Origin of the sequence: Natrononativus amylolyticus (assembly GCF_024362525.1) — an archaeon.
GTDB lineage: Archaea > Halobacteriota > Halobacteria > Halobacteriales > Natrialbaceae > Natrononativus > Natrononativus amylolyticus.
The window spans coordinates 746,968-768,154 of the sequence record NZ_CP101459.1; the positions used below are offsets into that span (position 1 = coordinate 746,968).

At 59.7% G+C, this 21,187-nt stretch carries 23 protein-coding genes and 4 pseudogenes; 9 read left to right on the forward strand and 18 right to left on the reverse strand.

The annotated features are described in order from the left end of the window. Positions 1–19 precede the first annotated feature (19 nt). Both NMQ11_RS18845 and NMQ11_RS18850 read right to left on the reverse strand, forming a co-directional pair. Positions 20–517, reverse strand: a complete 498-nt coding sequence (locus tag NMQ11_RS18845; RefSeq protein WP_255171226.1) for a DUF8154 family protein — start codon at positions 515–517, stop codon at positions 20–22. After that, entirely contained in the window at positions 510–1,181 is a 672-nt protein-coding gene (locus NMQ11_RS18850) for a nucleotidyltransferase domain-containing protein (protein WP_255171227.1), read from the reverse strand. Before NMQ11_RS18850 ends, NMQ11_RS18845 begins: the two co-directional genes overlap by 8 nt. Positions 1,182–1,353: 172 nt before the next feature. On the opposite strand from NMQ11_RS18850, the gene NMQ11_RS18855 reads away from it, so the two are divergent. Then, entirely contained in the window at positions 1,354–1,770 is a 417-nt protein-coding gene (locus NMQ11_RS18855) for a hypothetical protein (protein WP_255171593.1), read from the forward strand. 249 nt (positions 1,771–2,019) lie between these two features. Here NMQ11_RS18855 and NMQ11_RS18860 read toward each other — a convergent pair. From NMQ11_RS18860 to NMQ11_RS18870, 3 genes and pseudogenes are all read right to left on the reverse strand, one after another. Continuing rightward, positions 2,020–2,523 (reverse strand): annotated as a pseudogene (locus tag NMQ11_RS18860) (DUF8008 family protein); the annotation flags it as partial. Between the two features lie 68 nt (positions 2,524–2,591). Continuing rightward, positions 2,592–3,032 (reverse strand): toxin-antitoxin system TumE family protein, encoded by a 441-nt coding sequence (locus tag NMQ11_RS18865; protein WP_255171228.1) that lies wholly within the window; start codon positions 3,030–3,032, stop codon positions 2,592–2,594. Between the two features lie 6 nt (positions 3,033–3,038). Next, entirely contained in the window at positions 3,039–3,563 is a 525-nt protein-coding gene (locus NMQ11_RS18870) for a DUF7342 family protein (RefSeq protein WP_255171229.1), read from the reverse strand. 173 nt (positions 3,564–3,736) lie between these two features. On the opposite strand from NMQ11_RS18870, the gene NMQ11_RS18875 reads away from it, so the two are divergent. After that, positions 3,737–4,510 carry a hypothetical protein gene (locus NMQ11_RS18875; RefSeq protein ID WP_255171230.1) on the forward strand — a complete coding sequence of 258 codons (774 nt, stop codon included), beginning with the start codon at positions 3,737–3,739 and terminating at the stop codon, positions 4,508–4,510. 86 nt (positions 4,511–4,596) lie between these two features. Next, a complete protein-coding gene (locus NMQ11_RS18880) occupies positions 4,597–4,827 on the forward strand; it encodes a hypothetical protein (RefSeq protein ID WP_255171231.1) in 231 nt (76 codons plus the stop codon). Positions 4,828–4,879: 52 nt separating this feature from the next. Here the strand turns inward: NMQ11_RS18880 and NMQ11_RS18885 are convergent, their stop codons facing one another. The 7 genes and pseudogenes from NMQ11_RS18885 to NMQ11_RS18915 all read right to left on the reverse strand — a co-directional run bounded on the left by NMQ11_RS18885 (position 4,880) and on the right by NMQ11_RS18915 (position 10,452). Next, complete coding sequence (locus tag NMQ11_RS18885) at positions 4,880–5,848, reverse strand: agmatinase family protein (protein WP_255171233.1); 969 nt, start codon at positions 5,846–5,848, stop codon at positions 4,880–4,882. A gap of 60 nt (positions 5,849–5,908) precedes the next feature. Beyond that, on the reverse strand, positions 5,909–7,384 hold the full coding sequence (locus NMQ11_RS18890) for a sodium/proline symporter (RefSeq protein WP_255171234.1): 1,476 nt from the start codon (positions 7,382–7,384) through the stop codon (positions 5,909–5,911). Continuing rightward, a complete protein-coding gene (locus tag NMQ11_RS18895; RefSeq protein WP_255171235.1) occupies positions 7,381–7,521 on the reverse strand; it encodes a hypothetical protein in 141 nt (46 codons plus the stop codon). Before NMQ11_RS18895 ends, NMQ11_RS18890 begins: the two co-directional genes overlap by 4 nt. A 121-nt stretch (positions 7,522–7,642) precedes the next feature. Next, a complete protein-coding gene (locus NMQ11_RS18900) occupies positions 7,643–8,359 on the reverse strand; it encodes a maleate cis-trans isomerase family protein (protein WP_255171236.1) in 717 nt (238 codons plus the stop codon). Between the two features lie 42 nt (positions 8,360–8,401). Next, positions 8,402–9,106, reverse strand: coding sequence for a glycerophosphodiester phosphodiesterase (locus NMQ11_RS18905; protein ID WP_255171237.1), 705 nt, complete (start codon positions 9,104–9,106; stop codon positions 8,402–8,404). Between the two features lie 281 nt (positions 9,107–9,387). After that, positions 9,388–10,014: pseudogene (locus tag NMQ11_RS18910) on the reverse strand (DUF8008 family protein); the annotation flags it as partial. 294 nt (positions 10,015–10,308) lie between these two features. Next, complete coding sequence (locus tag NMQ11_RS18915) at positions 10,309–10,452, reverse strand: hypothetical protein (RefSeq protein WP_255171238.1); 144 nt, start codon at positions 10,450–10,452, stop codon at positions 10,309–10,311. A 53-nt stretch (positions 10,453–10,505) separates the two neighbouring features. Here NMQ11_RS18915 and NMQ11_RS18920 point away from each other — a divergent pair, with 53 nt between their 5' ends. After that, positions 10,506–11,768, forward strand: coding sequence for an RNA-guided endonuclease InsQ/TnpB family protein (locus NMQ11_RS18920; RefSeq protein WP_255171239.1), 1,263 nt, complete (start codon positions 10,506–10,508; stop codon positions 11,766–11,768). A gap of 246 nt (positions 11,769–12,014) precedes the next feature. Next, the gene (locus NMQ11_RS18925) at positions 12,015–12,287 is read left to right on the forward strand and encodes a PadR family transcriptional regulator (protein ID WP_255171240.1); all 273 of its coding nucleotides are present in this window, start codon (positions 12,015–12,017) and stop codon (positions 12,285–12,287) included. Here NMQ11_RS18925 and NMQ11_RS18930 read toward each other — a convergent pair. Beyond that, positions 12,284–12,493, reverse strand: a complete 210-nt coding sequence (locus NMQ11_RS18930) for a DUF7979 domain-containing protein (RefSeq protein ID WP_255171241.1) — start codon at positions 12,491–12,493, stop codon at positions 12,284–12,286. The genes NMQ11_RS18925 and NMQ11_RS18930 overlap by 4 nt on opposite strands. Positions 12,494–12,746: 253 nt before the next feature. On the opposite strand from NMQ11_RS18930, the gene NMQ11_RS18935 reads away from it, so the two are divergent. From NMQ11_RS18935 to NMQ11_RS18950, 3 genes and pseudogenes are all read left to right on the forward strand, one after another. Next, positions 12,747–13,406 (forward strand): nucleotidyltransferase domain-containing protein, encoded by a 660-nt coding sequence (locus tag NMQ11_RS18935; RefSeq protein WP_255171242.1) that lies wholly within the window; start codon positions 12,747–12,749, stop codon positions 13,404–13,406. A 427-nt stretch (positions 13,407–13,833) separates the two neighbouring features. After that, entirely contained in the window at positions 13,834–15,312 is a 1,479-nt protein-coding gene (locus tag NMQ11_RS18945) for an RNA-guided endonuclease InsQ/TnpB family protein (protein ID WP_255171244.1), read from the forward strand. A gap of 63 nt (positions 15,313–15,375) precedes the next feature. After that, positions 15,376–15,840 (forward strand): annotated as a pseudogene (locus tag NMQ11_RS18950) (DUF8154 family protein); the annotation flags it as partial. A 278-nt stretch (positions 15,841–16,118) separates the two neighbouring features. On the opposite strand, the gene NMQ11_RS18955 reads toward NMQ11_RS18950, so the two are convergent. Then, positions 16,119–16,349: a hypothetical protein gene (locus tag NMQ11_RS18955; protein WP_255171246.1), complete on the reverse strand. Its 231-nt coding sequence runs from the start codon at positions 16,347–16,349 to the stop codon at positions 16,119–16,121. A 125-nt stretch (positions 16,350–16,474) separates the two neighbouring features. Here NMQ11_RS18955 and NMQ11_RS18960 point away from each other — a divergent pair, with 125 nt between their 5' ends. After that, the gene (locus NMQ11_RS18960; RefSeq protein ID WP_255171247.1) at positions 16,475–16,900 is read left to right on the forward strand and encodes a hypothetical protein; all 426 of its coding nucleotides are present in this window, start codon (positions 16,475–16,477) and stop codon (positions 16,898–16,900) included. Between the two features lie 37 nt (positions 16,901–16,937). On the opposite strand, the pseudogene NMQ11_RS18965 reads toward NMQ11_RS18960, so the two are convergent. From NMQ11_RS18965 to NMQ11_RS18980, 4 genes and pseudogenes are all read right to left on the reverse strand, one after another. Continuing rightward, positions 16,938–17,202 (reverse strand): annotated as a pseudogene (locus NMQ11_RS18965) (type II toxin-antitoxin system RelE family toxin). Beyond that, positions 17,199–17,480 (reverse strand): ribbon-helix-helix domain-containing protein, encoded by a 282-nt coding sequence (locus NMQ11_RS18970; RefSeq protein WP_255171248.1) that lies wholly within the window; start codon positions 17,478–17,480, stop codon positions 17,199–17,201. The pseudogene NMQ11_RS18965 and the gene NMQ11_RS18970 overlap by 4 nt, the downstream one beginning before the upstream one ends. Before the next feature lie 208 nt (positions 17,481–17,688). Further along, positions 17,689–18,486 carry an alpha/beta fold hydrolase gene (locus tag NMQ11_RS18975; protein ID WP_255171249.1) on the reverse strand — a complete coding sequence of 266 codons (798 nt, stop codon included), beginning with the start codon at positions 18,484–18,486 and terminating at the stop codon, positions 17,689–17,691. A gap of 402 nt (positions 18,487–18,888) precedes the next feature. Further along, on the reverse strand, positions 18,889–20,631 hold the full coding sequence (locus NMQ11_RS18980; protein ID WP_345781477.1) for an outer membrane protein assembly factor BamB family protein: 1,743 nt from the start codon (positions 20,629–20,631) through the stop codon (positions 18,889–18,891). Positions 20,632–21,187 lie beyond the last annotated feature (556 nt).

Sequence of the window (21,187 nt, forward strand, 5' to 3'; positions counted from 1 at the left end):
GAGTGACTGTGGAGAGAGGTCACTCAGGACAGACACATTTGTGGCGGAGGGAGGCGTACTCCAGTACGTACTGGTGGACCGCGTCGGCGAGCGAGAGCATCGCGTCGGCCTGTTCGGCACTGGCGACGGTCTCGCGATAGTACACCTCGGCACGGTTTTGCTTCCAGAGTTGTGTCAGCCGGTCGGCGAACGACTGGCTGCACAGATTCACCGCTGCAGCCTGCTGGTAGACGGCCGTGTGTTCGTAACGGAGGTCTTCGCCCGCGACGTGGTTTCGATGAAGCAGATAGAACTGAATGGTGCGTTCGACGGCGACGAACGACGCCTCGATCACCACCGTGTAGTAGCCGTTCTGCTCGCGGAGCGTGTGCGCCGCCTCGAGGAGTCGACACGCTTTGCGGAGTTGGACGAGCGCGGTCTCGGAAACGTCCAGGTGGGATTCGCTTTTTTGGCCGCGGGTCTCCTGGAACGCTCGTTCGGCGTCGGTGAGCGCCGCCTCCGCGTAGCTCCTATCCATTCGTCAACACCTCCTCTTTGAGTTGTGTGAGCGCCTCGGAGCCGGTGAGCGTCAGCCCGGTGGCGAAAATTTCGCGCAATCGCTCCCCGTATCGGTGTGCGCTCTCGACGGATTCGGCGAGTACGTGGAACTTGTAGCGGTCACCGTCGAAGGGGTTGTCGTTTAACTCGGCCGTGATCTCGTCGGCGGTTCGCTGGGCCGACGCCTGTGGCCCGTCGACGAGAACGAAACAGTCGATATCGCTCCGTCGGTCGGCCTCGCCGCGTGCAACGCTGCCAAAGAGGACGCTCCCATGGAGATCGAGCTGGTCGGTCAGTCTCGTCTGGAGTTCGCGAACAGGTGCGTGAAACTCGGGTTGGGGAATCTGGATGATCGGATCCTCGGGCTTGGTGAGTCGGCGTCGATCGATACTCACGAGCTTTTTCCGTCCCGTGTGTTCGATCTCGACGAACCCCACTGCCTCGAGGTCGTCAACTGCTGCGGAGATGCTTCGGTGGGGATGGTCCGTCGCCCGACCCAGATCACGGATCCCAAACGACGTCTGGGGGTTGTCGACGAGGACTGCGAGAACGTCCCCGGTGCAGCGATGACTGAAAAGGCCGCTGGCCGGCACCGGAACTGGCAGCTCGAGTGCGGCGCCTGTCTGGATAGTTTTACTGTCCATGGGGAGTATTTCTCCCCAGACTGTAAATAGCTCACGGGTGTGGTGGCTGAGAGACGATTTCTGAGAGGTCTCGGGATAATGATGGTTTCCTCTCGGTGGATGGGGCGGTAGAGGATTGCCGATCGGAGTACCAACCAACAGTTATTTCAAATATACATTTTTACGTGTTGTCATGAGATGGTCGTGGGCCGTCACTGTTGGGTGTATTGTGTTGCTTGTCGCGATGGCCGGAGGGGGTGCTGCAGAGTTCGGACAGACGGATCAGGAGCCTCTCGAAGGGATTTCGCTCGGGAATCCAACCGAGGCGGGGGTGGGATCTGAAGACAGCGTAGAGTTGGCACAGGAAACGGCACAGCTGTTCGGGTACCGCGGGATGGATGACGTTTCGTATTTCTTTGCAGAGGATGGAACGGCATACCTCGTTGTCTCGGACGGTGAAATCGGTGAGGGACACGCGACGATTTACGGGGAGGTTCTTATCGAGAGTGATGATTCTGATGTCGGTATCCTCGTTGCCGAATCTGCGACGGTAGAGACAACCGGTGAGCGAGTTACGTTCAGTACTGCCGTTCTCTTCGTCCTCTGCTAGGGGTTGGCCGTCTTCCGAGCGATCTGATCTCTCGACCTTGCAAACCCGATCGCTATGTGTCCCGACGAGGTTCTCGGCGCCAATCTCGAGTGAGAAACGACGACGGACCGATCGACGGAGAGACCCACAGATAGTCGACCCGGTCGGACACCCGCGCTGTCTTGGTATGGGAGGGTTTTCTTGGAACGTGGAGGCTCTCGAGCGTTTCGTGACCCTGTGGTCAGGCCTCCCCGTGGACACCAGCTGTCTTCGGGCTGGTTGCGATCTCACCGGAATCTCTGCATCGGTCGGTAGACACAGCCGTCGTTCGGTGTACTCGAGGCCGTTCTTTCGCTCTTGGCGTCTGCGGATCGCGAGACGGTGGTTGGTGAGATTCTGGAGGGCGTCGATGGTTCGCGAGACGAGTTTCTTGGCGTACGCGTCGCTCGTGCCGGGTTCCTGTCGGCGGATCCAGTGTTTCATCTCCAAGGCTTTGACGAACTCTCTGACGGCTTTGGATCCGGTCTCCCACGGGTTGTCGCCAACACTCGGGTCGGTACGGGCTTGCCAGCGTTTGGCGGCGAGTCGCGTCGGGAGCGAGTTCGCCGTCGACCGAAGCATGTCTTCGTCCATCCGGGCGAGTTGCTGGATCGGCAGCAGGTCGCCGTGGGCGAACGTGACGTCGGCGGTTCTGTCGAGCGGATCCTCGCTCTCGGGGAGGCGGGGGTCGGTGTGGCCGTCGTCCGTGGTGCGTGTCTCGAGGTGGGAGTACTGGTGACGATCGATCACCAGTCGATTCTTGAGTAGGTCGGTAGCTCCGATGCCATGTCGGGTGGGGTAGGTTACTCGGTGTCAAGTGCTGGAAGCCGGTCGTCGAATAACCGCTCGATGGCCTCCCACAGCACTTCGGCCGGAACCGATTTCGAAAAGTGCGCGCTCGTGTGGTCGCTCTCACCGGTCTCTGGGCGCTCGTATTGGAAGTGCACCGGCCCGAGTTCGGGGTGGTCCTCGTCACGATGCCACCCGCAGTTGAACCCGGTGTTCGGATCGGCGTAGTGAATCCGATAATACGCGTCTCCGTCGGCGTATCGCCACTCGACCTCGAGTGTCGGTGACTGTGGTCCCGTCGTGGGCGTGACGCGATTCGGATCGATCGTTGCGCGCACGAACCGTTTGCTGATGCTGTCCGGTTCGTACTCGACGGCCGTGATTTCCGGCTGGCGTTGCAACACGTCCTTCAACCCGTCGTAGACGGCGCTATCGGTGACACCTGGGAGCCCCATCGGCGGTCACACCGAGAGGGTGTCCCGCTCGCTCGCCCAATCGTACTCGTTGAGCGCCGCCCGCACGACCGGGAGTCGCCCCTCGAGGTGTTCCCACTCGCTGGCGATCTCGCGGCGGCGCTCGATCTCGGCTTCGTTCTCGAGGTCGGCGATGCTCGCGCGGAGCTCGCCGGGGCGTTCGATCCCGTACGTGTCTTTCCACTCCGTGATCCGGGTTCGCATCGACGTAAGGGCGGTCGTGAGTTCCTCACGAGTGTGTTCGCGCTGGAGGGTAGCGATCTCCCGGTACGTGGCCATCAACTGATCGATACAGTAGAGTGTCTGGTCGCCCCGCTCGAGTTTTCGAAGGACGTCGTCTTCGACGAGCTGCTCGAGGTACTTCTGGGCGGTTTTGACCGAGACCTCCGTCTCGGTGGCGACCTGCGACGCCGTCCGCGGCGTCCGCAGGGTGCGTGCGGCAACACGGACTCGGTCGCCACGCGTCAGCGAGGGGCGTGTTTCGGCCTCCGACGCCGGCGAATCGTCAGCCATACCCGTGTCTACGCCCCGCTGGAATATATATCCACTGGGATGGATATCTGTTCGAGATCACTCCCAGCGAGTCGCCCCATCGCCTCCCACGCGCGTGGTGGTCGTCCCATGGGGCTTTTCGCCTATGATCGCGGTCAGGGCCTGCTGTCCTCCGAACGGTATTGGTCGCGCCCGTGCGGGTGAAACCTCGTGATGGGTCAGAGCTTCTCGAGAACCCGTATCTCGACGACGGTGACCTCGCACGGTTCGAACGCCAGTACGGCGGAACCGATCGGGCAGAGCAGGCCCTCCACGGCGGGTTCGCGGCCGCGACGGGGCTGGTCTACTCGGCGTTCTCCCGGGAGACCCACGTCATCCCCCACGCCGAGGCCCGCGAGCGCGCCGTCGACAACTGGCGGGTGTACGGCTACGACGTCGGTTGGCAGAACCCCACCGTCCTCCTCGAAATCGGCAAGACCGCCTACGACCAGCTGGTCGTCGTCGATCTGTTCTACGAGGATAAACGACACGTCGAAGACGTCATCAAATGGCTCAAAGACGGCAACAAGCCCGCCGGCCCAATTTACTGCGACCACGAACCCACCCATATCGACAAGCTCAAGCGGGCGGGGTACCCCGCAGAGCAGGCGACCAAGGACCGCGACGAGGGGTTCGCCGAGGTACGCAAGTTCCTCGAAGCCGACGAGAACCTCTCGATACCCCGCCGAGGGAAACTGGTCTATATGCCCGACGGCAGCGTCAGGCACACCTCGGAGTTCAGCCGGACTTCCTCCAAGGAGTCGAGTTCACCCGCCGAGCCCGTCGTCGGGTTGCTGGTCTCCGAGCAGTGTCGCCCCCTCATCCAGGAGTTCTACGGCTACAAGGTCGATCACGTCGGGACACCGGGTGCCGACGACCACTGTCTCGACGCGCTCCGGTATGCGCTGATGGGCGTCGCCAGTCGGTAACCCCTGGCGCTGGGTCCGGTGGACGAGTCGTCAGCCCGTCGATCCCGACACCGAGCCGGGACCGCCGGAGCGATATCGACCTCTGGGTGCTCGTCGCGGAGTCCCGCGGTGCCCGACACCGGGGGAACGAACTCGCGACCGACCTCAGTCGAGACCGCTTCGACGGCGAGCGCTACGCGTTCCAGATCCTGGTCGAAACCGTCGACTCCGCACAGAACTACGCTGATCGGCTCACCGAGATCTTCACCGATGCGATCACGCTCTACGAAACCGCGGACCTCCGCCGGCTCAAACGGGCGGTGTTGACGAACGCCTGAAGACTCGGCGGCCGCGTTCGCCGGGCGGGTCGTGGTCACCTTGGTCGCGTTCTCACCGGCGTGTCGAGAGCCCACCCAGATAGTGCAGCAGGATCGTCGCGCCGGTGATGCTCGTGAGCCCGTTGACGTCGTGTGGCGGGGCGATCTCGACGAGATCCATTCCGAGCGATTTCGGGTGTGAGCCGACCGCGTACACGCCCTCGAGGATGTCCCACGCCGACAGCCCGCCAGGGCTGGGTGCGGCCGTCCCCGGCGCAATGGAGAGGTCGAGACAGTCGATGTCGACGGTCGCGAAGAAGCCGTCTGTGCCTGTCGTTGCGATCTCTAACGCTTCGGAGACGACCGTTTCCATTCCCTGGCGGGCGACGTCCCGTCCCGAGAAGACGGTGATCCCCTGGTCGTCGGCGTACTCCATGTACGGCTTCGAGTTCATGAATCCCCGGATGCCGACCTGGGCGTAGTGCTCGCCGTCGAACTCGGGACGTTCCTCGAGGAGTTGGCGAAACTGTACGCCCGAGGAGGGCTGACCGCCGTGTGAGTGGCGGAGGTCCTGGTGAGCGTCGAACTGGATGAGACCCAGGTTCTCGATGTCCGGGCGCTCGCATGCCGCTGCGACCGTTGCATACGAGATCGAGTGGTCGCCGCCGACGACGACCGGCGTCACGCCGCGGTCGAACAGCGCGGTCATGACGTCCTCCGTGCGGGCGTGGGTCGTCGCGATGTCCATCAGATCCACGTCGACGTCACCGAGATCCGCGATCTCGATGTCGGCGATATCGACGTCGAAATCCGGCGAGTAGGTGGTGTTATAGTAAAACGCCTGACGCACGGCGTCGGGGGCCTCCCGCGACCCGCTGCGCACGACGGACGCGCCGTCGTAGGGGACCCCGAGTAGGCCCGCATCGGGCGTCGAGTCGCGGTCCCACGGGCGAAGCGCCGCGTTGAGTCGTGTCTCGTACTCGTCTTCGATGTAGCCGTTGATCGTCACTCCCGGCGGCTGGAGATGCGTGAGGTCGGCCATGGCCGAGTCAATGGAGAACGCAGCCAAAGGATTTGCGACCGCGGTAAGGGTCGTGGGAGCTCAGTCGTCGTCGGTCTCGCCGGGTCCGGTTCGGTACCCGGCGAAGTACTCCTCGGTGTTGGCGGGCGGCTGAGTGACGCTACTGACGCCGATGGCGACGACGGCCGAGACGATGAACGCCGCGAACCCCTCGTAGAGGCCGAACGGCGGGAAGTAATACCAGAGCACGGCGGTCACGCTCCCGGTGATCATCCCCGCGACCACGCCCTCCTGGGTCAGCCCGCGCCAGTACAGCGAGAGGACCACCAGCGGTGCGAACACACACGCAACCCCCGCCCACGCGAACAGGATGAACCAGAACACCACCCCGGTGAACTGGAGGGCACCCGCGAGGGCGACGACGCTGAGGACGACCACCATGATCCGACTGTACCGGACCATCTGTTGTTGGTCGGCGTCCTCGTTGATCACGTTGTGATAGATCTCGCGGACGGCTGCACCGACACCGGCGACGAGCTGGGAGTCCCCGGTTGACATGATCGCCGCGAACAGCGCCGCGACGAACACCCCCGCGAGCAGCGGATGCATGAATATCTCGAGCATCACGGTGTACCCCATCTCGGGATCTGCGATGTCGGGGACGATCGCGCGGACTGACCAGCCGACGAGGATCGAGCCCATGTCGATCAACACCCAGACGAGTGCGGCGATCGCGATCGACTGGGCGGCGGTCTCCGAATCGCGGGTTCCCATCAGTCGGCCCATCGAGTGTGGCGAACCCATGTAGCCCGAGCCGATCCCGAAGACGGTACCCAACAACAGGAGGAACGCACTCAGTTCCATCCCGCCGGTCACCGTCAGCAACGCGGGGTCCTGCTGGGCGAGTTCGGCGACGAAGGGCCCCCAACCACCGACGTGGACGACCGAAAGGACGACGATCGCCCAGAGGCCGACCAGCATCATCACGCCCTGGACCACGTCCGTCCACGCGCCGGCGATGTAACCGCCCAACAGCGTATAGAGTAAGATGAGGACGAACGCAATCACGACGCCGAGTTCGTAGCTACCGCCGATTCCAGTGAAGGCCGTCCCGGCGGCGGCCATCTGGGAGGCGACGTACATCGTCATAAAGATGAGGACGATGATCCCGCCGACGAGCGTCACCATGTTGTTCGAGTCCTCGACGCGGGCGCTCAGGTGGTCGACGAGCGTGATCGAATCGACCTGTTCAGACTGGGCGCGCAGGCGTGGCGAGAGGGTGTATTGGATGATCACCCCGATCAGATCGCCGACGAGAAACCAGAACGCCGAGACGCCGAAGGCGAAGGCCGTGCCGACCAGTCCGACGAACTGGTAGCCGCTGGCCACCGATGTCGCGCCGGTAAACGCCGTCGCGACCGACCCGATCGACCGATCGCCCAGCAGGTAATCCGACAGCGTCTCGTCGGGTCGGGAGACGTAGGCGTACACCCCAATGCCCAATACCGTGAGCAGGTACAGACTGAATCCGACCCAGATCTGGATATCGACGCTCACGTGTCTCGCCCCTCACGGACCCACGCCTTGCTCATCATGTGTCTGTATAACGCCCACCCGAGCACCGGAAAGAACACCACTATGAATCCGATGAACAGGTACGAACTCAGCGGCATCTCTGTGCCTGTGACTAGCATGGAAGGGGATTTCGAGTCACCGATCATATAAGTTGACACTGGGGCACATTGTGCTGGCACTCCCTCCGGTGGCCGACTAGAGCAGGTCGGGCACTCGCCCGTAGAGGCCGCCGGTGGCGGGTCAGAGAGACCGATCGAAGAGCGTGCCCAGCGACGGGCGGTCATGTTCGACCCCGGCCACCTCGAGCAGGTTCCAGAGCGTCGCCTGATTGCTCGATACGACGGGCTTTCCGAGGTCGGCTTCGAGGTCGTCGATGATCTCGAAGGTCCGGTAGTTCGTACAGCTGATGAAGACGCAGTCGGCGTCAGGGGTGTCGACTGCACGTGCCTGTCGGGCGGCCCGCGACGGCGGTTGGGCGCCCATCGCCAGATCGCTCTCGAGGCCGAGGCCGTCGATCGCCGTCACCTCGTACCCACACGCCTCGAGGAACGCTCGCTCCAGGTCGTTGAGGTCGTCGATGTAGGGAGTCGCGACCGCGACCGTGTGCACGCCGAGGGTCTCGAGGGCGCGGTCGACGGCTGCGGCAGTCGCGACGGCCGGGCCGTCAGTCAACCTCGATAGCTGGCGTTCGATGTCGGTGGCTGTCTCCGGGCCGTCGAGGAGGCTCCCGACCGTACACGCAAAGCCTATGGCGTCGACGTTGGCAGTCGCGAGCAACGACCCGCAGCGCTCGACGGAGTCGAGCATCTCACGGAGGGTTTCCGCGGTCGCGGTGTCCTCGAGGCGCATCCGGGCGACGTGGACCGAGGCGTCCTCGGGGACCGCGCCGGTGTACTCCGGTTCGCTCGTCGTCGAGGAGGGGATGATGAGGCCGAGGCGGGCGCGCGAACCGTACATATTGTGTATCAGGTGATGTCGCAGTATAGGGGTTTGGTCCGTCTACAGGATATCGATTCGATCGATCATCGCCGCATCGACGTCCGCGGCCGCGACCGCCTCGAGCTGGGCACGCGTGCGGATCGTCCAGGCGACGACGTCGAGGCCGGCGGCGTGGGCCGCCTCGACGATGTCCGTGTGGACACACAGTTCTTGAGGAACCTCGAGGAAGGTGCACTCGAGGCCCGTTGCGGTGTCGATCGCCTCGCGGCGCTCGGCGGCCGTGATCGATGCCGGATCGACGTCTTCGTACTGAAAGTGGGGGAACGAGACGAACCCCGGGCGGATCTCCCAGGGCAACTCAGTTGCCGCCGCCAGAATCTCGGGATCGGTCGAACAGATGTAGACGTCGTGGTCGTACCGATCGACGACCTGCCGGACCGCCTCTGCGATCCCGGCCTGTTTCAGATCGAGTTGGACGTCCACGGTCGTCGGGAGCACTTCGAGTGCGTCTTCGAGTGTGGGTATCCGGGCGGTCGTTCCGCACACCTCGAGGTCCCGGAGGGTGGCGTAGTCGGTGTCGGCGACCGTGTGAGACTCGCCGGTGAGTGCGTCGGTCGTCGCGTCGTGAAAGAGCACGACCTCGCCCGAGCCACACTGCATGACGTCGAGTTCGATCCGGTCGACGACCTCGGCGACGGCCCGGATCGCGCGCACCGTGTTCTCCGGAAACTGATCGGCACACCCGCGGTGGGCGATGTGTTCCATGGACGAGGCCTCGGTCGAGAGCGGGTTAGGCGTATCGGTCGGAACGATTCGAGTGCAGTCTCGTCGAGACACCGGCTGTGAACCTCGCCCTGTTCGGGACCGAGTCCGTAGACAGCTGGTGTCCTCGGTGGATCTCGAGAGCGTGTCGTGTGCAGTCCCGACGACGGACCGATCGACGGAGAGACCCACCGGTAGCCGACGTTCGGACACCCGCGCTGTCTTGGTATGGGAGGGTTCTCTTGGTGAGTGTGTGCCCTCTCGAGGGTGTCGTCTCCCTGTGGTCAGGCCTCCCCGTGGACGCCAGCTGTCACCGGCCGCTCGGACCTGGTGTGTGTCTCACCCGGGAGCTCCGCATCCGCGGGGACGAGGAGGCGGCGCTCTGTGTACTCGAGCCCGTTCTTGCGTTCGGTCCGTTTGCGGATCGCCAGCCGGTGGCTCGACAGGTCCATGAGCGCGTCGATGGTCCGTGAGACCAGTTTCTTGGCGTACGTCTCACTGGTCCCGGGTTCCTGGCGGCGGATCCAGTGTTTTAGGTCGCTCGCTTTGACGAACTCTCTGACGGTCTTGGAGCCGGGCTCCCAGGGGTTGTCGCCGACACTCGGGTCGGTGCGGGCCTGCCAGAGGTTGGCGGCGAGGCGCGTCGGGAGCGAGTTCGCCGTCGACCGGAGCATCTCCTCGTCCATGCGGGCGAGTTGCTGGATCGGCAGCAGGTCGCCGTGGGCGAGCGTGATCGTGGAACCCCGCTCGAGCGGATCCTCGCTTTCCGGGAGGCGGTAGTAGGTGTGGCCGTCGTCTTTGGTGAGTTTCTCGAGTTTGCCGTCGGGGACGTCGATCTCGTGGGGGTCGACGGTCTCGGTTCGGAGATGCGCCCCTTTCTCGAGTTCGCGGGCCTGGAGTTCCTCGAGGCGGTCGGTCTCCGCAGGAAGCCGTTCTTCAGGCCCGGTCGGACCACAGCAGCGTCCCGTCGCCCGTCTCGTTCTGGCCAGGATAACTCATGAATCCGCCGAGTACCCGAGATGGTACCGACGATTGCGTTCAAGTTGGGCCTCACTGAGTCGATCAGCCGCCGGCTGTCTATTGCTGTGTAACGAAAAGAAAACACAAAGAGAGGTCGCGGACGTTGCGCAGGTGACACAAAATAAAGCGCATGCCCCCGTCTTCAGGCGGGGGTTGAGCGATAGGCACTGCCGAACAACCGCCGACTATTGCCCGTCAGGGGTCTCCTCGCGGACGCGCTTCTCGCCTTCGAGGAGCAATCCCTTCCACGTTAGGCCACGGCGTTTCTTGAGTTCTTTCAACCGCTCGTACTGCTCATCGTCGTCGAACTCGATTCGAATCTCAACCATATACTATCACACAAACCACACACTTATGTGTCTTACGTCCCAAGAAGTAGTTGATGAAGCGGACCAACCAGTTCGTTGTACGCCCCCGCTCCGAACAGGACCGGGAGTTGCTACACGAATTGTTGGACGCTTCTGCCAGCCTCTGGAACGAACTCACGTTCGAACGACGCCAACAGTACTTCGACGGCGAAAGCGTCTGGGACACCGCCGACTACCGCAAACAGTACGTCGGCGTTCTCGGAAGCGCCACTGCTCAACAACTCATCCGCAAGAGCAAGAGCGCGTGGAACTCGTTCTTCTCGCTCAAAGGGAAGGGCGAACACTGTTCCCCGCCCGGTTACTGGGGCAACGAGGAGGACGGCCGCACGTTGCGAACCTACGTTCGAAACGACCAGTACACACTGGAACTCGGAAAGCGTTCCCGTCTCGAGATTCCGGTCGGAAAGGAACTCAAGGCGAAGTATGACCACACGGGTCGGCTTCGTCTCGAAGTCGCAGGCATTCCCAAGTGGGACGGCAAGCAGGGTCGGTTGGAACTGTACTACGACGAGGCTTCGGACCAATTCAGAGCCTTTCAGCCTGTCACTATCGATACTTCTCGACAGGATTCACCACTGGCGGACGAAACCGCCGCTCTGGATATCGGTGCGAACAATATCGTCGCTTGTACGACCGCGACCGGCCAGCAGTACCTGTACGAGGGTCGCGGCCTCTTCGAGCGGTTCCGCGAGACCACGCGAGAGATCGCCCGGCTACAGTCAAAACTTCGAGAGGGAAGATACTCGTCGAGCCGTATTCGACGGCTGTACCGCAGACGGACGCGGCGACGCGACCATGCCATGGACGCGCTTGCTCGCGATCTCGTAGAACGGCTCTACGACGAGGGTGTTTCGACGGTGTACGTCGGCGACTTAACCGACGTACTCGAGACGCACTGGTCGGTTCGGACGAACGCGAAGACGCACAACTTCTGGGCATTCCGGGCGTTCATCGACCGGTTGGCGTGTACCGCCGAGGAGTTCGGAATGGCAGTCGAAGTACGGTCGGAAGCGTGGACCAGCCAAGAGTGTCCGAGCTGCGGTTCGACCGAGGATACGACTCGACGCCAAGACACGCTCACGTGTTCGTGTGGGTTCGAGGGCCACGCAGATCTCGTCGCAAGCGAGACGTTCCTGAGACGGCACGAAACAGACGTACCACGGCCGATGGCACGGCCCGTGCGATTCGAGTGGGACGGCCACGACTGGTCGGAGATACCACACTCTCACGAAAGTCCCAAAGAAGCGCGCACGAACCGGAGTATCCTACACACGTAGGAGAAAGTCGCTCTCGTGGTGGTTCGGCATGAGCCGAGACCCCCAACGTGAGGATTCCCGCGCCTTTAGGCGCGGTGAGGATGTCAATGAGGTTACGATCCGAAATCGATCTCAAGAGCAAATCGAGGCAATGGGTATACACTAGTTTAGCAAGGCTAGCGACACCGCCTACTCCTCGGTTGAGTGAGCCTACACCGGACTACGGGATCGGTAACAAATAGCACGTTTACTGAAGTGTCTTGTGAGATGGACGACCTCACAGGGTTCCAACGAGATCTACTGTACGTCATTGCCGGTGCTAACCGACCATCCGGCCAAGAAGTCAAAGTGGAGGTTGAGCAGTATTACGATACTGACATCAATCATGGGCGACTGTACCCCAATCTCGATACCGTGGTGAACAAAGAGTTGGTCGAAAAAGGAAAGCTCGATAGACGAACGAATTACTACGCTATCACGGACGCAGGTGAGCGAGCAATTGAGGAACGACGAGAGTGGGAGTTACAGTACGTCGGTTAGCTGACGGAAACCTCGTAGTAGTTGGTGTACTTCACGAGGTCACACCCCTGTAATCCATCTGCAATCGAGTGATCGACAGCAACGTCAGTAGCCCCAGTAAGGATCGGGAACTCTTCTTTTGCGCCTTCCCCCAGTTCGTCGTAATGGCAAACTCGGGATTCAGTGGGGATGTCATCTACCGGCTCGAGTGTGAGGTTTGGGGTCATGATACACACTATCAACCGCAGCGGCTTCAATATTTTTGTGATGAGAATCGATGACTGGCAATTTGAGGTCAGGGTTATTTGACCATCACAAGACGATGGATCGTTGGATAATCGAAAGCAGCGCGGAAAAACATTCAATGACGCCCTCCCATGCCGTCTCCGATACGTCACCGTCGCCGGGTAACCGACGTCGTGTTTTGGCACACAGGCAAACCGTTATATGGGATGTAACGCGTTATATATAGTATAACAGATGGACGTCGAGATACGGCTCCCCCTTCCGAACGAGCAAATCTTCAGGTACGAGGCAATGGACGAAATTCTCGAGATCGTTGCGCAAAATCCGTCCACCGAGTTTTCGAACCGGGATCTGCAGAGACTGACCGGGTTTGGAGGTCCCAGCGTCTCGAAGGCGCTGTCCTTACTTGAAGCGATGGAACTGATTCGCAGGCGCGACGCCGGGAACAAGACACTGTATCGGATCGAGGAGCATCGACTACACGGGGCAGACGACCCGTTTCTCGAGATCCCACAATCAGAGTTCCGTCCTCCCCTTCGACGATTCGTGGATCAAATCGACGAGGAACTCTCATCTGTCGCTGGAATCGTCTGCTTTGGAAGTGTCGCACGAGGTGACGCAGACCGCGTCAGCGATATCGACGTCTTCGTCTTCGTTGACGATGACGGTGAGTTAGTACCCGCACGACGGGCCATCTCCGAGATCATTGCCGATCTCGAAGCAGACTCGATCGATGGACAGCGGTACGAGTTTGAAGTCTTCGTTGAGTCACCTGAGAGCGCCCGGAGACGAGGCGGGGATCTGCACCCGATACTACACAAGGGGGTTATCCTATCCGACAGTGAGGCGTTTCGACACGTGAGACGCGACCTCTTTGGAGGTGGACGCCAGTGACACAATGATAGCGTAAGCCCACGACTGAAGTCGTGGGTCCGAGCGATAGGCAGACTTACACAAGCCACATTCCCCCGCTCGGCCGGTGATTCCCACGTTACTCCGATTCGTCGCCAACCCACCATACAACAGCCCGCGAACCAGCCTTCATTCGACCAACCTCCTCTGAGTCGTGTAACTTCCGCAATCGTTCATACACCGCCTGTCTCGACACCGGCAATTCATCCGCAATCATCTGCGTCGTCAACACAGGAGTATCCGCACCCCTCAACACATCCAATACGTCGTCATCGGACACGATAGGCTTGAACTCTCCTCCACTGTCCCTGTCTCGATTCATGCAGAAACAATCGGGTTCGAACACGTTAACCATTTGCTTCGTAACCACTCGGAACGTTTATCACGGTATATCTCGTGACAAATAGTAATGACGCGAACCGACACGTTCGAGGTGAGGCCCCGCTCGCACCGCGACGAGCTCCTCCTCCTCGAACTGTTGGACGCGTCAGCGGCCTGCAACAACCAAGTCAACTACGACCGCAGACAAACTCTCTTCAACGCACAAGACAACGCGGACGACCGCGTCCCGGTCAGCGAGTTGAAATCCACCGTGAAGCGAGCGGTCTCCCAAGAAGACTATCGACAACAATACAAACACACACTCGGGTCTGCGGCACCTCAGCAACTCGTACAAAAGAACTGGGAGTCGTGGAAATCCTACTTCGAACTTCTCTCGAATTACCGAAACCCCGACAACGCGAAAGTCACGGACAGGCCATCCCCACCCGGGTACTGGAAACTCGACGGAAACCGCGAACTACATACCGTCATCCGCAACGACCAGTACACGCTCGAACTCGGCGACAGAAGTCGTTTAGAGATTCCTGTTGGTATGGACCTGAAAGAGAAGTACGGGCTCGGATACTACGAACGGTTACGCTTGGAAGTTGCAGGGCAACTCCGTTGGACGGGCAAACAAGGTCGGTTAGAACTCGTGTACGACAGAGACACCGAAACGTTCACTGCACACCGAACCGTCGGCAATGAGGACACACCTCCACGCCGACGCGACACTCATTCATCCACTTCACTGGCCACTTCCGAACGCGGCGACGAGGTAGTGGCAGCGGTGGACATCGGTGCGAACAATCTCGCCGCCGTCACGACAACCCAAGGCGACCACCGCATCTACCAGGGGAGACCGGCGTTCCACACGTTCCACACTCACACGGAGCGAATCGCCGAGTTACAGGCCATCCTCGACGACGATGAGTGGTCGAGCAAGCAAATCCGACGCGTATATCGCAAGCGTGGTGAGCAACGCAATCATTTGATGGATGCGTTGATTCGAGACCTCGGCGAGTGGCTCGTCGAGAGAGGCGTGTCCGAACTCACCGTCGGTGCGTTGGGCGACATGCGAGCGAAACACTGGTCCGCGACGGTGAACGAAAAGACCGACCTGTTCTGGGCACATGGGCGGTTCCGACGACGTCTCAACGACGTGTTAGAGCTCGAGTACGGGATAACCGTCACTGAGAAGTCAGAGGCGGGGACGTCGTCCGAGTGCCCCGAGTGTGAGAGCAGGGATGTGCATCGGAGCGGTGATTTACTCCAGTGTTATGCGTGTGGTCGCGAGGGACATGCTGATGTTGCGGGGTCGGCGAATTTCCTGCGGAAGCACGCGGAGGAGGGTATCGAGGTTCGAGCAAGTGGGTCGATGGCGCGACCTACGGCCGCCCGAGAGAACACGACGGCGGATGGACACTCCAGTTCAGTGCCATGCCTTGAGTGGAACGACCACGAGTGGACAGTGAAACGCTCTGGTCAGTCGACCAAAGAGGCACCCGTAACCCAGAGTACCACGCGGATGCGTGGGAACGTTGCCCCCGGTGGTTCAGACGACTGAATCACGCGTTGGAGGGGAAGCTCACGACTTTAGTCGTGGGAGGACGTCACGTCGAAGGATCTCGAGATCGCACTTGGAAACGCGGAAGATGCATTCCAGCGGAGACCTGAAAATCCAGAGGTTGGTCTCGAGCACGTCTCCGATCCAGCTGTGCTTCAGCTGCGGAAGGCGTGCCGTCTCCTCGATGCAGCGGGGTTTCTGCTCGAGCGAAACGGTCACTTCACTGTGATTATCGAAGCGTCTTTCGTTGCTATCGAGCGCTCGATTCAGTTCTACGTCGAAGAGAAGGGATACGACGTCGCTGGGCAGCGTCATACGGAAGTGTACGAACTGGGCGTGCGAGCAGGCCTGTTCTCAGAAGAGGTTGCGGATCGTCTCGAGGAACTGTGGATCGAGAACCGGTCAGAATCCTACTATCGAACGGGTGTCGCCGGAGAATACCGTGCTCAAACAATCTACCGGCTTGCGACGAAACTCCACGAAGAGATCGTCCAGCTAACCCGGACACGCGATTGTCTTTGCGAGTGATTCTGACGTTCGACGGTCTCCGACGACGGGGAGGGTGTTCTGGTAGAGTCACACTGTTGTGACGCCCACCGAACGAGAGGTGTGACGTGACAGATCTCTTCGTTTCTTGAGTTCATTACGAGAGTTAAACGAGAGGCGTAACACCCCACCATAGCCGGCCGGTACATACACCGCACACAGACTGCAACTATCCTGGTTTGGGTGGGTTCTCAATGTGGTGGGTGGGAGTTCGAACTGGTGGTGTCACGACTCCCCTCTCGAGGGGCGTCACAACACCGTTACGAGGTGTCTCGATCATCTCGTGTATGTCTCGTCTTCGAGAGCGACGTCGGTTCTGGTGAGCCCCCGTCTACCTCACTCGGTGTGGGTTCGGTGGCGCTGTTAGTCAGCGTCTCCGTGTAGTCGAGCCAGGCCTCGCGATCGATCACGATCTCGTTGGTGTTCCGTCCGGTGTGTTTCGCCCACCGCATCTCGAAGAGGTCCTTCCCGAAGCGATCGATGAACGTCATCACACGTTTGACCGTCTCTCGAGAGGGGTTCTTGACTTCCGTAAAGGGGGAGTGCTCGGAGAGTACAGGCTCTACAGATAGCATCATGGGTGAAAACTTATCACCGCAAATGAATTACTATCCACATGGATGACTCCTCGGTATCTCGTCGGCATTTGCTTGCAACACTCGGTGCTTCATCGCTTGCAGGATGTGCAAATCAGAATCCATTGGGTTCTGAAACAGGGGTTCGACTCGGAACGCTATTCGTGTATAATCGGAGCCAAGAGACAAAATCTGTACAATTACAACTGAGACGTGATAACGCACCCATCTACGAGAATGAGATAAAAGCAGCCGAGGGATACGAAGTTATTGACCCATCGTGGTCAACTGAGCCAGCCAAATATTCCTTATTGTGGGCTACAGACGACGACATCGGGATGACATCAATTCCCGGTGATTTTTCGGGACGAGATTTGTCTGCGGACTGCTATAGTGCAACGTTTTACTTCGATAATCCCTCTGTCAATATACATGACATTGAAGAGTCTGATGAAGGCACCTGTTAAGCGATGTTCAATAAGCACGTGCACCTAACGCAAAAGATCACGGTGGAAGGTGGCGGTCGTAGATGTTGCGTCGATGGCCAACCGCCTCGACAACGAGGATATCGTTCTCACGGTCCCACGTGATGATCGCCCGCCAGTCACCTGCCCGGATCTTGTAGTACGGATAGCCCGAGAGTTTTTCCGAGGCGGTGTTCGGTCCACTCGGTCGCCTCGTCGACCTTGTTCATCACGCGATCGGCGACCTGTGGATCGAGGTCTTCAAGATGGGCGATGGCTTGCTCGGAGTACTCGACGTCCGTCATTCGTCGCCGTCGAGGCCGAGTCGCTTCCGCACCTCGTCGGCGCTGTGAGTTTCGCCACGCTCGCGCTGCTTGCTGCTCTCCTCGAGGTTGGCGAGGAGCTCCTTAGAGAGTTCTGCCGATGGGTTCAGCCAGTCGCGCAGAGCGTCGCGGATCGCCTCTGAACGCGACGTGTACCCCCGACGCTCGTACTCCTCGTCGATCTGTTCGAGCATTGCTACAGGGACGCGGACATCGATCTTCTCGGTGTCCTTGCCGCCGCCATCGGTGTCAGTACTCAAACTTGTGTGAGACGTACGTGAGACACAAAAAGATTTGCTTATTTCGTAGTATCGGCACGTTCGCAGGTTCTATACCGGGTAGTTCAGATGAGACTGAGTGAAATAAACCGAGTCAGCGTGCTGCACTCATCCTCTGGATGTTGCACGCCGTTCGTGACACTTGAGGTATGGGTTGAGCGAGGCGTGCAAGATACAGAGCGCGTATCGGTCACAGCGACGCGACGAAGTCGCTCACCACTCGGTTGAATTTCTCGGGCTCTTCGATGGTGAGACAGTGTCCGCTTTCCTCGAAGAGTTCGAATCGGGCGTTCGGGATGAGGTCTGCTGCGTACTCGACGGATTCGACGCTGCGCCACTTCTCGTCTGCACCGGCGCAAACCAGCGTCGGGACGTCGATTGCGGGGAGGACGTCTCGGTAATCGCGCATCAGTTCGAGAAGCATCGCTCCCGAGATTGGTGACGGGGTTCGGGAGGACTCGTCGAACATCATGGTTCGTCGCTCACGAGACGGGGGATCTTTGAGCAATGCCTCGATTTGTCGGTCGAGGTGCTCCAAGGGGTTCGTTTGGATACGAACGAGCGCGTCCCTGAGTCCCTCTACGCTGTAGCTCCCGTAGTCGTAATCCGCCCGCTGCAACGGTGAAGGTTCCATATCCACGTCAACTAACGCGCGGATTCGATCCGTGCCGAACTGATCAATGTACTCCCACGACACGATTGCGCCCATCGACCAACCGACGACCACTGCCTCGTCAAGGTCGAGCTGAGTGAGAAACGCGTGGAAGTCACGAGCGTGTTGTGGCAGCGTATGACCGAGTTCGGTCTTCTCTGACCGACCGTGGCCTCTAAAATCGAATGCGAGGCACCGGTACTCGTCCGAAAGACCGGTCAATTGCGGTTCGAAGTACCTAAGGCCCGCCGTTGCACCGTGAAGAAAGATGATCGGTGCCCCGTCGCCGTGATCCTCGTAGTAGAGGTTCGCCCCGTTGCACTGGATACCCGGCATAACAATAGGTGTACGCTTGAATCGAGAATAACTGTATTGTCGGCCGTGGGAGAACTGCTGCATACACCCTCTAGGCTTTGTTTAGACGCTCCTGAACGGGCGGTCCGGGAGTCATTTCGGCTGAGCAGAACGCAGTAGACACCACCGCACGGTACAGATTCACACGTTAAGAACGAAGCGGTAGAGCCGGTTTCTGCTGCGTCTAAACAAGGCCCAGGGCGCGAATGTCCCACGAGATCTGGCCCAATGTACGACGGGAGTGGTTGGTTAGTACGGGCGACGAAGGTACCATACTGACCAGCAACAGATCGTCAGTCGGTAGTGTGTTTCCGAACATCAAACGCAGCGGTGGTTCTCATTTCTCTCACTTCCGAAACGCATGCCAAGAGTCGGTCGGCTGGCTTAGTCGATGGTCACCGTCCCGGTTTCTCGCTCGCCGTCGACGGTCACCGTCCAATCGACCTCGCCTTCTCGACCGACATCGCCACCGTAGACGCCGATCCGGACGGTTTTCGAACTCCCGGCGGGGATTTCGGCGCCGATCGCTCTGCACACTCGACACACCTCGAGGGTGATGCTCGTATCCGCATCCACGTTACCCGCGTTTTGCACAGTAACGTCAAAGGTCGTGTTCTCCTCGAGCGCGATAGTCTCGGGGCTCGAGACGCTGATCGAAAGGTCCGTCGCTGGCTCTTCGTCATCTTTGTCATCTTCACCCTCGTCACCATCATCCTCCTCTTCGTCTTCGCCCTCTCCGTCCTCTCCGTCTTCTCCATCCTCTCCGTTCTCGTCACCGTCTCCCTCCTCTTCGTCGTCGTGATCTTCCCCGTCTCCGTCGTCCGAGTCGTCATCCTCGTCCTCGAGTTCTCGAAGCGCAACGAGTTCGTCGTCCGAAAGGTAGAACGTCCCATTGCTGAACGCCCGGAACGTCCGGTCGTTCTCGATGGTCCATTTGAACTCACCGTCGTACTTATTCACGGCAGCAAGCGTTCCAGCGAGTTCGTCATCGAACCCATCACTGAAGTCGAAAAACAGCGTATCTCCGACGATTGCGTCCGGTCTGGAGAAGTACCGGTGTTCGCCTTCGTACGTCTCGTTCCAGTCAGAGTCATTAGACCACCACTCCCATTCGGCATCCGTATTGAAGCCGGTTGCGTACACGCGGTCCCGCCATGACGAAATCACGATCTCGTCGTCGAAGACGAGTCCGGACATATACCAACCTTGCTCAAGCCTGTCGCCCGTTTCCGGATCGTGGAGGGTATACTCTTCGTCTCGGCCGCCCATCGCGACGGCTGCAGAATTCGCGCCCTCGACGTATCCTTGTGTTGCCCCGAAACGATTAGACCAGAGCGACTCACCGGTCACCACGTCGAGCGCCACAAGATGTTCGCCCAAAAGGTCGTCGCTGTTCGAGTACACTCGGCCGTCTGAGACGGCGACAGCTGCGGAGTTGAAGCCGAGTTCCTGGTCGTCTTGTGGTGGAGCCGCGGTGAACGACTCTCGCTCCCAACGCACCGACCCATCGTCCGCCTCAAGGGCGTACAACGTTCCGTCGTCGACGATGAACACCGCCCCGTAGGCGACGGTCGGCTCGTATACTCTTACGCCGTCACGGTCATCGTCCTCTTCGTATATTTCCTCCCACTCGATCTCGTAGCTCCACTCGAGGCTTCCGTCTGCCTGATCCAGCGCGATGACGCCGTCCTCGTTTGTGAGGTACAACGAGCCGTAGGCGGCGGTCACCGTCGCGACACTGTAGCCAATATCCGTATCGATTTCTGCCGTCTCCCACAGCACTGATCCGTCTTCTTCGTCGAGTGCGAAGACACCTTCCGAACTGCTAACGTAGACGGTGCCGTCGGCGACCACCGCGTTGCCACCGTGTTCGAACGTCCAGGCGACGCCGAGGTCGTCCGAGTCGAACTCGTAGTCAGCCGAGACGTGTCGCGTGTGACCGGGACCCGCGTTCGGGCCGGTCCACTCCTCGCTCGCGTACGGTTCCGGGAGTATCTCTCCGGGATCAGGGACAGCGGTCTCGTCACCCTCGTCCGCGACAGTGCTCCCAACCGGCATCGCGGCACCCATGACGAACGCTGCTCCAGCACCCTTCTTCATGAAACTCCGTCTGTTGTGATCAGACATGACTTCACTTCACACCAACTATCACTTACTTATCCATTCACCAACCAAAGTAGGAAAAATGAGATAAAAACAAATGAAATGTATTAGCAAGAACATTAGACGGGTAAAAAATCTATCAATAAACTATGTAGACTCTTTCAAAAGGGCAGTCGCAACTGGATAAGACAAGGAGTTCGCATGCTCACCTTTCAGGTACTCAAAATCAATTGGGCGAAATAAAGTCTACCGACGTGCTGAATTAGCCCTCTGGATGTTGCACGCTGTTTGGACACTTGAGGTATGGGTTGAGCGAGGCGTGCAAGATACAGGGCGCGAACCTAACGCGGCTACATCTATCAGCTACTAATGATATTAACAAAGCCGTGCTGAATTCAGAACGCGAATGTGGCACGGACTGAGGAGTGATCAATGCGGAAGGTCGGACGCTTAATACAGAGCATGTGGGTCCCGAAAAAGCCGCAAAATTGATCGTCCGTAGGGATACCAGGCGGTTGTGCTGCTTTCACTGTTGAGCAGTAAATATAGGCGGCATACACGCCTCGATACTCGACTCCGT